This window comes from Roseibium sp. HPY-6 (assembly GCF_040530035.1).
Taxonomy (GTDB): domain Bacteria; phylum Pseudomonadota; class Alphaproteobacteria; order Rhizobiales; family Stappiaceae; genus Roseibium.
Map to the genome: position 1 here is coordinate 206,375 of NZ_JBEWCD010000002.1, position 12,200 is coordinate 218,574.

Below are 12,200 nucleotides of genomic sequence, written 5' to 3' on the forward strand. Positions count from 1 at the left end.
TATGGTCCAGGATTTTGGTAACACGACAGCTTCGAACGGCAGTGATGCGACCAGCTTCTCACTCAAGCTGCGCGCCGAGCCGCTTGAACTCAGCTGGCATCATTGTGGTGTCACCTCCGATTTCATAGGCGAATATTTCAGCCGGGCTTGCCGGCAGGGCATCGATCCGGTCGATGCACGCCACAGCATCAGCTACATGATCAACGAAATCCTGGAAAACGCGGTGAAGTTCCGCCATGGCGGCGATGTCGAGCTTGTCAGCAGTCTGGAAGACGACAGGTTTGAAATCCGGATCATGAACCAGATCGATGACGAGACGGCTGAAAAATTCCAGGGGCACCTGACGCTGCTGATGGAGCGCGAACCGGGGGAGCTGTTGCTGGAACGGATCGAGGAAAACGCGCTCAATCCGGATTCATCCGGCTCGGGTCTCGGACTTCTGACACTTATGAGCGACTACGGAGCGAAATTAGGCTGGTCTTTCGCGTCGGAGCGTGTAAGTGAAGGCGTTGAACTGACGACCTTTGCATCATTGCGACTGTCCTGATCGCCGATTAATTCCAAAGGAAGAAACCAAAATGGAAATCAGCACGAACGATTATCGCGTTTGGACTGAAGGTTCGACAATCCACTACGAAGGAACGATGCGGCTTTCGGGTACGGACGCTTACGCGCCCATTCTTGAAATCATGAATTCCATACTGTCGTCCAAACCGGAAATCATCACGCTGGACCTCACCGGACTGGAGTTTCTCAACAGTTCCGGGATCAACCTGCTTGCCAAGTTCACGATCGAAATCAGGAAACAGCCCGAGGTTGGCGTTCGCGTACTGGGGTCGAAATCCATTCCGTGGCAGTCAAAATCCCTGCGCAACCTGCAGCGGTTGCATCCGGCTCTGGAACTGACGATCTCCTGACCGGCTGGCCGTTATCCGGCCTGGCCGCCGGAAGTTCGATATGGAAGGAGCTGATGCGCTACCTATGCTCAAGACGGGCGCTTCCGGCTTCGCGATTGACCTTCGCGATATCGGCCACCCTGCTTGCAGCCGCCTGTCAGTCCGGCGATCAGAACCCGCGACTGCAAAGTGAATATGTCGGCCGAACCACGGCCGAGTTTTTCGAAGCCTACGGCCCTCCGGACCAGGTGATCGCAATGGAGCAGGAGTTGAAGCGGGACTCCACCGGCCGCGTTCTCACAAGTGCCGATCCGAAAGAACTGGTTTATTACTGGTCGTCAATCAACCGCAAAACCTATTCCAAGGTGGCAACCGGGTCTTCCGACGGCTGCAATCTTGCAATCCTCTCGACCGCCGAAGGCAAGATCCTCCTGATCGAAGCCCAGGACGACGGCGGTGATGCCGCCGCCGCCAAGGCCCGCTGCGAAGGCGTCATCGACTGACGCGGCACGCGTCGCTTTATCGTGAATCTCAAAGCTGTTCCAGCACGTCGAAGAGGCATCGCGCAAGCTCGAAGACCAAGGCGGGAGCACGACGCGTGCCTGTTTCAGACATTCGTCTGCGTGGCTTACTGAGAGCGAGGACAGCAGCTCAATCTGAAAACGAATTTGCGTTCGACTGGCTCACAGTCGATGAACACGGCGGGTGTCTGCGTCAATTGACGAAACGAATTGGGAGGATTTTGCGTGAGTTTGCAGATGATTTTTCGCTCGCAGCCGCACGCAGCTGGCGGCATCGATCAGCGTCTCTCTTGGGGCAGGATTGGCTACCTTGATCTACAGCCGATTGATTTGTTGGCCATGCTCGACTTGGGGGAGGACTACCGACATTTGCGGCGGGCCCCAGCGACGCTCAGCTTAACAAGGCAGCAAAGAGTATTTCTGTTTCGGAGCAGTCTTAAAGTAAAAAAGAAGAATTTGACTAGTTAATTTTGTTATATTATTCGTATAAAAAAATAATGTAAATAGATGAATCTATTAGATAGTAAATATAAAAATATCTCTAAGGACTTTTATTTTTATCTTCGCTGATATACTGACAGACCCGTTCTTTTGCAAAAGTATTTCCGCTTAGAGCAAGCCAGCCAAGCGCCGTAAAAGCGGCTTCACGACAACTCAGTGCATTTGTTTTCGAGGTGAGGGCTTCATGGGCAAGAAACGCAAAGAGTTCTGACTGGTTTTCCGAGAAATGGACACGCCGTTTTCCGACGAGGTTTCGAAAGAAAAGTTCCGGTGTCATAACGGCTGCGCACTCGTCACGCTTTTCTATGTTGAGACGATAAAGACGCCGCAAGACACTTGGTGCGGGTGGTACAAAGCCTGCCTTAATCGCCGACAGAGTCATGTCGAGCAGCGGGTACGTGCGAAAAAGGCCCGGTGGATACAACTCATAAACAAGTCTCGAGTAGTACCGCCAATCAGTCCGTTCGCGGTTCATCAGTGTCTCGTTTACTGCGATCTGTGGACCTTGCTTAAGCATCCCCAGCATCAGATACCAGTCGTAAGCGTTCATTGTCTTCGTGGGAAATGCGCGTTGCAATGCGCGCGTGCGATGAAGCCCATACATACGACTGCCATTTGTATCCGCGAGAAACGATGCGGCCCGCTGTCGCCAAGTTCCGAGGATCGCGTGATTGGTAGGCTTCTTTTTGGCTTTCGTTGGTCCCACAAACGCGCAGTTGGGCAAAGCGGAGACCGCGCTTGGATGTTCCTCCAATGCGTCTATCGTATATTCAAGAAACTCGGCCTCCCACCAATCGTCTCCCGCAAGCCAGACAAAATACGGTGTGTCGACGGTTTTTAGAAGCTCACCAAAGTTCAAAAAACCCAATCGTTGTTTCTGTTGAACAACATGAAAACGTTGATCTTTTTCTGCTTCGGTACGACAGATCTCGTGTGTTTCGTCTTCAGAGTGGTCGTCAGATATGACCACGCGAAAATCGGAGAAACTCTGTGATTTGATTGAAGCAATTGTGCGCGCAATCGTCTTTGCGTTGCAAAAGCACGGAACTCCGATCGTGACGCGTGGCATGGTCATCTCAAGGCACAGTTTTGTACAAACAACCGCTGGTTCATCACACGAAGTTTGTCAAGTCAGGCGATAACACAGGTGTTGTGATTGCTTTGGTACAATTCTGCCCCAAGGCTGATTGGCCGCTCGTGCCGACAATGCCCTATACACTGGTGTTGTAGTCAGCCCCGTTCTTTCCCGAATGCCCCGACAACCTCTCCGGTCTTCCAGTCAAGGTAGATCTGCAAGGCTCTCGCCATGATCTCGATCTTGCTGATCGGTAACATTGCAGGACGCTTAGCTGCTGTTGCCTGATCTTTCAGCTCTTCAAGTTGCTCCACAGCATGAGTCAGGCTGTTGGGTGAGCTCCGGGTGATGTTTTTTCGTTGGGCAGGGTGATGGGTACAGGGGGAAGGTCGTAGTTCGGTGAGATGAAACCAGGCGGTCAGATTTTTTCCAGAAAAATTCTGACCAGCTCATCAGTGGCGGGCTCTTTTGGGATCGCCGTCAGGTATTGCATCTCTACGAAGCGCACAGCCACATTCGTCGTTTTCAACAAGTAGATCCAGGAGGGGACGAGCGCCCCGAGTGAGTTTAAGAAAAATTGTTTGAAAACAGGAACACGGGAAACCAAGCCGTGATTGGCGCACCCGAGAGGATTCGAACCTCTGGCCTCTGCCTTCGGAGGGCAGCGCTCTATCCAGCTGAGCTACGGGTGCCAGGCCGCGCGCGGGTTGTCCGCGGGGCGGATAGAGCGTCCTGATACTAGATCCGGCTGCGTCGGGCAATGGATTTCTGCGAGTTTGGACAAGTTATCTGTCCTCTACGTGGCGTCTCGGGAGCTTCCGTTTTCTCTCATGCAAAAAAATCCGCTCCCAATTGCCGCAGACAGTGATAGGCGCTGGGGCCTGCTGCGTATCAAAGGCAAATCTCAATTTGGGACCGTCACAAAAATGCGCAAAGACACCGGTTGCCGTAACCTTATTCTTATTCTGGGTGACCAGCTGACGCCGGCCATTTCCAGCCTGCGGCGGGCCGATAAGGCGTTGGATCGGGTTCTTCTCGTCGAAGTGCACGACGAGACGACTTACGTCCGCCACCACAAGAAGAAAATCGCGTTTATCCTGTCAGCGATGCGCCATTTCGCCGATGAGCTGCGCCAGGGCGGCTGGCAGGTCGATTATGTGAAACTGGAGGACACCGCAAACACAGGCAGCTTTGGCGGGGAGGTCATCCGTGCCTGCGAGCGGCTGTCTCCGCAGAAGGTTCTCTTGACCGAGCCCGGCGAGTGGCGGGTCTTGGAAGACGCCCAGTCCTGGCAGGCGTCGCTTGAGTGCCCGGTCGAGATCCTGGAGGACACACGGTTCATTGCGACGCGGGCGGCATTTCAGGCCTGGGCAACCGGACGCAAACAATTGCGCATGGAGCATTTCTACCGGGATATGCGTCAAAAGACCGGTCTTCTGATGTCGGATGGAAAGCCGGAGGGAGGCAAATGGAACTTTGATGCCGACAACCGCAAACCTGCGCGCTCAGATTTCTTCATGCCTCAGCCCGCGCAGTTTGAACCTGATGAACTGACAAAGGATGTGCTCGGGCTGGTCGAACGAAGGTTTGGCGAACACATTGGCGATCTCCATCCATTCTGGTTTGCGGTCACGCGCCAAGACGCGGAAACCGCTTTCGACGCGTTCCTGGAAACTGCGCTCGCCGATTTCGGTACCTACCAGGATGCCATGCTTGCCGGCGAAAAGTATCTCTATCACTCCGTCGTGTCCGCTTACCTGAATGCCGGTCTCCTCGACCCGATGGATCTCTGCCGGAAGGTCGAGAGCGCCTACCGGGCAGGCAAAGCGCCGCTCAACGCAACGGAAGGTTTCATCCGCCAGATCCTCGGCTGGCGCGAATATGTACGCGGCATTTACTGGCTTAAGATGCCGGACTATGTGCACGCCAACGCGCTTGAGGCGTCTCGTTCGCTGCCGGACTTTTACTGGACCGGTGACACCAAAATGCGCTGCATGGCTGAAGCGATCGGGCAGACGATCGAGGAAGCCTACGCACATCACATCCAGCGGCTTATGGTGACGGGAAACTTTGCCTTGCTTGCGGGCATCGATCCGCGTGAAGTCCATGAGTGGTATCTGGCCGTTTATGCGGATGCCTACGAGTGGGTCGAGCTACCCAATACGATCGGCATGAGCCAGTTTGCAGACGGTGGGTTGCTTGCCTCCAAGCCTTACATGTCCAGCGGTAACTACATCAACAGGATGTCGGACTATTGTCAGGGCTGTGCCTATGATGTGCGTCAGAAGACCGGTCCACATGCGTGTCCGTTCAACGCTCTTTACTGGGACTTTCTGGATCGGAACCAAGGTCTGCTCGGAAACAACCCCAGGTTAGGTCAACCTTTCGCGACGTGGAAGCGCATGGATGATCACAAAAAACAGGATCTGCGCGACAGCGCTTCGTCTTTCTTGAGCCTGCTCGACCGTGGTGCCGGCGTTTGATAGATGGTCCCGACAACAAGCTGTTACCTGGACCGAGCCGAGAGAAACGAGCGCGCACCAAGTGCCTAGTTTATTGGCAGGATTAAAAAAAACGCGCAGCCATGAGACTGCGCGAAAAAAGTTACTGTGCACGTGGCCCCATCGACCACGGCGGCAACTGTAACGGCATCTCAATTGAATGTCATTACCGTAAAATATTTTATTTTTTGATTCACCGTAATGCGACTGATCGTTATTCATACTGAGTCGTTTGCGAAACAATTGAAATACGAAAATTATCACATTGAATCAGATAGTTGAGGCGATCGAGCTTGTCACTCGACTCTCGTTATCCGAACGTGAATCTACGGTTGCCTTCGGCAGTTACTGGCATTTCTGCTTAGACTTGGCGCGGTTTTTGGCTCCCGCGTTGGCGACATGCACCCTGGTAATACCTTTTCCAACAAAGCCAAGCTCTCTCGCTGCCGCCAAGGTGACATCGATGACCCGCCCCTTGGCGAAAGGCCCCCGATCATTAATTCGAACTGTCACCGTTCTGCCGTTTGACAGGTTGGTAACATCCACGAGCGTGCCAAACGGAAGGGTCCGATGTGCAGCCGTCATGCCTTGTGGGTTGGCACGTTCACCGCTTGCTGTCGTCCCTCCCAGTTTGTACCACGACGCCTTTCCGCATTGTTGAAAAGCATCCTTTGAAGCTGCCTGGGCTACACCTAATGCGAGAAATGGGATGACGCAAAGCGCGGACATTCGGCACGCCCGCCAGACCAAAATACTCTTCATGACACAACTCTTCAGACTCAAGTGGAAAGAAAAACCGCAAGCGGAATTTCAGATTTCCCGAGCGATCGCTTGGTGCCCTTACGTCAGTGTCGTGCTCAAAATAAGGCAAATCCGGGATTTTATGTGAAGTTGAGTAGAGAAGAGTATAAATTTGAAATAAATTTGAATCTTATTAGTAAATTTAATATTAACTATAAACTTTGTAAGAGTTGTGAGTTGTTTTGCTTGGACGAAAATTACAGTTAAACTGTGGTAATAATTTTTTGGGGGCGGCGCTGATGTATTTGAGCTGGCGCCAAGCGAACAGACTTATTTGAAAGGGTTGTCTGGTGCAAATCAGCCATCGGTTGGAGCATGGCCGGCGGGATCACCTCGGTCGTTTGAGAAGCAATACGCTATCGGCATTTCACGTTTCCCTCTTGGAAGTGCTGCCGTATGCGGCCGCTTACGTTGCGCGCGATGGTTTTATTGTGAAGCACAACGGGTTGTTCGAGGCAGCCTGCGCAAACCTTGGAGCATGCCCGGCGCCAAAACGCCTTGATGAGCTATTGTCAGCTGAAAGCTGGAAAAGATGCGAACTGGTCCTGTCCGCAGCCTTTGGCGGGTTTCCCGCAGAAGTGAGCGGCGAAGTCAGGCTGAATTCAGGGCAGGTTTTTTGCGGTCATGTGATCTGTACATCGCATGTTTTCCTGGAGGAGAACAAACAAGCGGTGCTGGTTCAGTTCGAGGTTGAACCGAAACCCGTTTCTGCCGAAGGCAATCATGTGACCAAAAGTGAAGCCGTCTCTCTCGACGCTCTCAAGTCACGATCGCTGCCGTTGGACAGAAGGGTGCTGGAGCACTTTCCCGATGATGTCCTGTTCTTCGAGGGGTCGGAAGACCTGAAGGATATCGTTGCAACGCTGGTCGAGCGCACGGGAACCGATGCCGACCCGCAAGTTTTCTTTGACACACTGGAACAGGCACGAGAGGCGCTACCGCATACGTTCCACATTCCGCAAGACGCCGGAAGTGGCAACTCCAGAGGCGCTGCCGGTACGAAAATGTGCGAGATCCGGCTGGTCGGCTGCCCGCCGGATCAGGACACACAAACAAGCTGTAGTCCTTTCATGGCGGTAATCCGCCGCAATGTCGACAATCCGCTCGAGGTTGCCGAAAACAGGCGACTGGCTTACCAGGATCCCTTGACCGGGCTGGAAAACCGCCGTGCATTTACGCGGGCCTTGCGGCGCGAGGTGGAGCGTATGTCCTGCACAGCAGAAGCGGGGCTGGCTGTTTATTACATCGATCTGGATGAGTTCAAGAAAGTCAACGACCTTGGCGGGCACGATGCGGGCGACGACATGTTGTTGCGTGTTGCCTCATGTCTCTCGCTGACGTTGGGCGAGTTCGGTACGGTCGCACGTATTGGCGGCGACGAATTTGCGGCAATGCTGCCCGTCACAAGCGAAGAAACAGCTCTCGAATTCGCCGAGCAGATCCTCGAAGGATTCGGTCGGATCCGGCTGGAAGTAAAGGATCGCGTCTTCACGATCAGCGGGTCGGTCGGGGTTGCCTTCATCGACGGAACGGCAGCACTCGAAATGAAGGATGCCGCGTCTCTGCTTGGTCTGGCCGACCGGGCATGTCTGCGTGGCAAACGGATCGGTGGGCAGTCCGTCCAGGTGCATCAGGTCCGGCCTGATGAGTGTTCCTGCGGTAGCTGCGAACAGGCACATGTTCCCGAACCGGAAAGTTTTTGTGGCAAGGAATTGACGCTTTATGCCATGCCGCTCGTGTCTTTGGCGGACGACCGGGTCTGCGGAGCGGAAGTGTTGCTGCGCCTCCAAGGGGACAGGGCGAAAGGGATGTCATCGCGTGCCTGGATTTCAGCGGCGGAGCGCTCCGGTTTCATCGCACAGGTTGATACCTGGACGCTGGACCGGGTTCTGGATGCTGCTGAAAGACAGGCGACACGCACGCTTCTGACGATGAATGTGTCCGCTGAGTCCGCGCGTGACCCCGACTTCCGGGATGCCTTGCATAACCGACTGTCGGTCAATCCTCTGCTAGCGTCCCGCTTGTGCCTCGAAATCGCGGAAAAAGATCTTCTGCGCGAACCATCGACCGTCGAATCCTTCTTCGGCTTTGTCTCCGAATTCGGTTGCCAGACGGCTATCGATGATTTTGCGGGGCACTGGCCGGTCCTGTCGCGACTGACGGGGATGCGGGTCGAATGGCTTAAGCTGGAGGCGGGCCTGATCCGTCAGGTGATGCTGGAGCCGTCAAAAACGAAAATCCTCAGCGGGCTGATTGCAACTGTCCGTGACCTTGGCATGAAGGTGATTGCGAAACACATCGAAACGCCGGGCGAGGCGGAGCTTTTGAAATCACTCGACATCGACGCTGCGCAAGGCTTCCACTTCGGCAGGCCGGCTCCCTGGCCTGAAATCTAAAAACAGACAAACTAGGGTCGCCAGGCAAGGGGCAAAGGCAATGAGCGATATTATTGCCGCTCATTGCCGGACTTCCGCGAGGTGATCCGAAAAGGACCCTCAAGATTGGGCAGGACTTTCGCCGCGCCGGCAGTTCACTTCGCTCGGGCAGCAAACCTTTGTCCAACTTTTCGAAAGGGACGATATGCCCGGCATTCAGCCTTCATCCAGCGTCAGCGCACCGTTCCCTGGTAGTGCCTGACCAGTTCCGTATTCCAACTGCAACTAGGAAAAATATCACCTTTGGACGAGCTGGATCAGCGGTAAACGTTACTGAGACCACGCAGCGCCGCAACCGGCACCCGGGTAGAAGTGATTTTCGGTGATCTCCTGAAAGTGCAGAAAGCGCCGGTCAGTAGCGTTCGCGAAATTAAACAGTGCCGGACTTGTGTAGGTATTGTCGCTCATGACAACACAGTCTTTCGAAAGTTTGTGTTCAACCGCTCGAAACTCGCTCTTTTCGTGCTCGTGCGAATGATCGCTGTCATGAAGGAACATGTCGATCGGCCCCTCAACACCTGCAACAAGATCAAGGGACTTGCCATAGCGGATCTCGCCAAACTCGGCGTAGGGCCCGGAGAGGAGCCATCCAAAATGCGGCATTAACTCCAGGCCGATATAACGCCCTTGATGGTTTTCGGATGCGTTGCGCTTTAACGCAGCTGTAAAGACCAGCGCACCGAGACCGTTATGTACGCCGGTCTCTACAATGAGCTTTGGCTTGAGTGCACGCGTCAGGGCATACCAGCCCAACCGTCTGCCCCACAAGGGAACAGGATCGGCCGTTACATCGCTCTTAGCCAGGGCCTGGGCATAGTGCGCCATAATGTCTTTGTCGTCCTGGAGTTCTGCCATAAAATCCATGGCGGCTTTGAGCGGAATATTTGCGACCGTCGCGACAAACGCAGCCAGATGCTGCCGATTTACTTCCCTCAATTCATAGGTGAAATTGTCAATTTCGACGGAGTTATCGAGCCACTCCGCAACACGCCTTGTGTATTGCGCAACACGGCCTTGCGCATAGTTGGTGCGTTTCTTGGACCAATCACCCCTCAGAGATAGCTTCGAGATACCGTCAAGAGCGCCGGCAGTCGCAATTTTGACAAAAGCATTATTCGGCTTATTTCGAAACAATGAATTATTCTCCTACGAAAGCGTGGCTGTTTCTAGCGACAGCGAATGTTACCTTGTCCACGCGCCAATTAGGTCAACGGCACCGTTCAGCGCAACCGTTTTTTGCCTCGAGACAGCAAACCGGCCCAATATCGGGACGCATATAACCCTTCATTCGGTCTGCACTTCCAATGGCGTTGGCGCGTTGTCACGTTGCGGCGATGAGTGAAGTGTTTGAAGAACCGGACTACGCACCGACGCCAACCGGTGCGGTTTCGCCTCATCGCGCAGGTATTCGGTCCCGGCAAAACGCAATGCGCTTCCCTACGCCCGTGTACGGCGGCGCGTAATGTTTCGCGCGTCCTCTGGGAATATCAGCTAACGAGGTTCAGGATTTTGTGCTGTTTCCGAGGTCTGGTCCGATCCCAATGCGGAACGGTTCAATGCTCGCGGCGCGCGTCCACGGCGCAAAACTGCTCAGAATGGCGGATTTCAATGGACCTTTGCGTCCTCATTGATTTTTCCTGACTGAATTGATGGACTTACTAGGTATCTCGCCAAACTCCTGCCGGTAATGCTTGGCGAAGTTGCTGACGCTTGAGAAGCCGGATGCACGGGCAATCTCTGCAACGGTGTTGTATTGATCCAGAAGGATTAGATTGCGGGCGAAGTTCAAGCGCGCCGACCTGATGAACGAGGCGGGTGCCCGTCCGCTGGCCTCTTTCAGTCGGCGTCCCAATGTCTTTTGGCTGATCGCAAGGGAGGATGCGAGTTTCTCAACGCTGAAGTCCTGATCCTTCACGTTGTCGAGAACGCATTCCGTGACACGGTCTAGGAACTGTTGCTTGGCGGAAAGGTGCTGCCGGTTCTCCGGATCATCCGCCAGCGCACTCTCCAACGCCTCAAGCCGCGCGGTTGTCGTCTTCTCCGCCGCCCGGTGTTTTTGTTGGATTTGTTGCATCTGCTGCCCCAATGAGGCGAGCTCAACGGCAGCGACATGCCGTTCGCTCTGCATGGAGCGCACCATTGTTGAGATAGCCAACATCATGAACAGCGTTTCGCCGGCGATCGCGAGATAATATCCCCAGGACAGGGGTTGCAACAGCACCAGTTCATAAGCATAGGTCGCACCGGTGATGTTCAGCGGGAACATGAACGCGAAGACCGCGATCGAGAGCCCTAAACTCAGCGACAGCAGCGCGCAGGCAATGGGCCTTGCCTGTGGCAGCCCTGCTATGATCTTGCGGATAGCAACCGTGAGCAGGATCAGTGGGCTGATGAAGTAGATCAGATGCAGCGGTCCGGACAAGCGCCACGGGTCAACCACCGCCAGCCCGATCACGAAGACCACCACAGCCGACAGCAGTGTGAACAGGTGGCGCCAGACCCATGGATCGTCGTGGGCATTCAACAGAATCCGGCAGTATTGCACGATGGCGAGGGTACTCAGCCCGGCGAACAACTCGGTGATCGGGGCGAGTGTGGTAATCGGCAGCGTGACGCCGAAGAATTTGTTCAGCCAGCCATCATAGATGAACGAATAGACAAACAGGCACAGGATGTAGAGCGTGTAGTACTGATAAAAGCGCACGTCGATCTGCCGGAACAGGATCAGGCTGAACAGCGCGATTGTCGCGGCATATCCCAGAAACAGGGCGGTCATGATCAGTCTCAGCGTGCTCCAGCCGAAGAACAGGTCCGCCGACATGATCACGGCGGTCATGGTGGGCGCGAAGGTGCCCGCGAGACGCAGGTAAAACACCCGCTCCTCTCCTGGCTGCATGGTAACTTCAATACCTGTCCGGATAGCGGTGTTGTTCTTGTCCATCCAGGGCACCACGCGGCCCGTGCGTCCGACTTCGACCAGCATGGCATCGCTCTCTTCGAACAGGATTACTTCGTCGAAGATCGTCTCCATCAGGCCAATCACCCAGCGGCGGGTTTCGTCATGCGGGTTGGCGAGCGCAAACCGCAGCCAAGCGGACTGGCCCGGCAAAGGCGCTTTGAAAATTCCGTTGCAGGCCGCGGGGGCAAAGGCCTCGGTGACAATGCGGTCGGGCCCGGCGTCTCCGGCAGGATCAAGGTAGTATTCGGCTCCAAGAGGGCGCAGTTGGTCAGTCGGCTCGTCCGAGAGCGAAAAGGCCATTGGAGCAGTCTGCCCCGGCTGCAGGCATGTCAGATTCCGCGCATCGTCAGCCCAGACCGCACCGCTGCCGCAGGACAGCAAGAACAGCACACAGGTGATCACACAATTTCTGATCATCGTCCCCAACCAAGCCTGTGTGTTTCGAAGGTTCCATGCGAATTTGCGGCATCCGATTGCGCTCGTTTGGGACAAAATTGGCCACGTTTCGGTC

9 protein-coding genes and 1 tRNA gene are annotated in these 12,200 nt (G+C 54.7%); 5 read left to right on the top strand and 5 right to left on the bottom strand.

The genetic code is table 11. The annotated features are described in order from the left end of the window. Position 1 precedes the first annotated feature (1 nt). The 3 genes from ABVF61_RS12390 to ABVF61_RS12400 are packed head-to-tail and all read left to right on the top strand — an operon-like array spanning position 2 to position 1,399. A complete protein-coding gene (locus ABVF61_RS12390; protein ID WP_353993867.1) occupies positions 2-547 on the top strand; it encodes a slr1658 superfamily regulator in 546 nt (181 codons plus the stop codon). Positions 548-578: 31 nt separating this feature from the next. Next, a complete protein-coding gene (locus ABVF61_RS12395) occupies positions 579-917 on the top strand; it encodes a slr1659 superfamily regulator (protein WP_353993868.1) in 339 nt (112 codons plus the stop codon). Positions 918-970: 53 nt separating this feature from the next. Next, positions 971-1,399, top strand: coding sequence for a hypothetical protein (locus tag ABVF61_RS12400; protein ID WP_353993869.1), 429 nt, complete (start codon positions 971-973; stop codon positions 1,397-1,399). A gap of 559 nt (positions 1,400-1,958) precedes the next feature. Here the strand turns inward: ABVF61_RS12400 and ABVF61_RS12405 are convergent. Beyond that, positions 1,959-2,987 carry a glycosyltransferase family 2 protein gene (locus tag ABVF61_RS12405; protein WP_353993870.1) on the bottom strand — a complete coding sequence of 343 codons (1,029 nt, stop codon included), beginning with the start codon at positions 2,985-2,987 and terminating at the stop codon, positions 1,959-1,961. A gap of 621 nt (positions 2,988-3,608) precedes the next feature. Then, positions 3,609-3,685, bottom strand: a tRNA-Arg gene (locus tag ABVF61_RS12410). Between the two features lie 234 nt (positions 3,686-3,919). On the opposite strand from ABVF61_RS12410, the gene ABVF61_RS12415 reads away from it, so the two are divergent. Next, on the top strand, positions 3,920-5,476 hold the full coding sequence (locus ABVF61_RS12415) for a cryptochrome/photolyase family protein (RefSeq protein ID WP_353993871.1): 1,557 nt from the start codon (positions 3,920-3,922) through the stop codon (positions 5,474-5,476). A gap of 363 nt (positions 5,477-5,839) precedes the next feature. Here ABVF61_RS12415 and ABVF61_RS12420 read toward each other — a convergent pair whose 3' ends face one another. Continuing rightward, a complete protein-coding gene (locus ABVF61_RS12420) occupies positions 5,840-6,223 on the bottom strand; it encodes a septal ring lytic transglycosylase RlpA family protein (protein ID WP_353993872.1) in 384 nt (127 codons plus the stop codon). A gap of 362 nt (positions 6,224-6,585) precedes the next feature. On the opposite strand from ABVF61_RS12420, the gene ABVF61_RS12425 reads away from it, so the two are divergent. Continuing rightward, positions 6,586-8,691, top strand: a complete 2,106-nt coding sequence (locus ABVF61_RS12425; RefSeq protein ID WP_353993873.1) for an EAL domain-containing protein — start codon at positions 6,586-6,588, stop codon at positions 8,689-8,691. A 309-nt stretch (positions 8,692-9,000) separates the two neighbouring features. Here the strand turns inward: ABVF61_RS12425 and ABVF61_RS12430 are convergent, their stop codons facing one another. Together ABVF61_RS12430 and ABVF61_RS12435 are read right to left on the bottom strand one after the other, a co-directional pair. Continuing rightward, positions 9,001-9,864, bottom strand: a complete 864-nt coding sequence (locus tag ABVF61_RS12430; protein ID WP_353993874.1) for a class I SAM-dependent methyltransferase — start codon at positions 9,862-9,864, stop codon at positions 9,001-9,003. A gap of 490 nt (positions 9,865-10,354) precedes the next feature. Then, positions 10,355-12,106: a helix-turn-helix domain-containing protein gene (locus ABVF61_RS12435; RefSeq protein ID WP_353993875.1), complete on the bottom strand. Its 1,752-nt coding sequence runs from the start codon at positions 12,104-12,106 to the stop codon at positions 10,355-10,357. Positions 12,107-12,200: the final 94 nt, after the last annotated feature.

Bases quoted from the DNA above. Each gene is read 5' to 3' on its own strand.
- ABVF61_RS12400 (WP_353993869.1), top strand. From the start codon at position 971: ATGCGCTACCTATGCTCAAGACGGGCGCTTCCGGCTTCGCGATTGACC.
- ABVF61_RS12435 (WP_353993875.1), bottom strand. From the start codon at position 12,106: ATGATCAGAAATTGTGTGATCACCTGTGTGCTGTTCTTGCTGTCCTGC.
- ABVF61_RS12405 (WP_353993870.1), bottom strand. From the start codon at position 2,987: ATGCCACGCGTCACGATCGGAGTTCCGTGCTTTTGCAACGCAAAGACG.
- ABVF61_RS12415 (WP_353993871.1), top strand. From the start codon at position 3,920: ATGCGCAAAGACACCGGTTGCCGTAACCTTATTCTTATTCTGGGTGAC.
- ABVF61_RS12395 (WP_353993868.1), top strand. From the start codon at position 579: ATGGAAATCAGCACGAACGATTATCGCGTTTGGACTGAAGGTTCGACA.
- ABVF61_RS12390 (WP_353993867.1), top strand. From the start codon at position 2: ATGGTCCAGGATTTTGGTAACACGACAGCTTCGAACGGCAGTGATGCG.
- ABVF61_RS12420 (WP_353993872.1), bottom strand. From the start codon at position 6,223: ATGTCCGCGCTTTGCGTCATCCCATTTCTCGCATTAGGTGTAGCCCAG.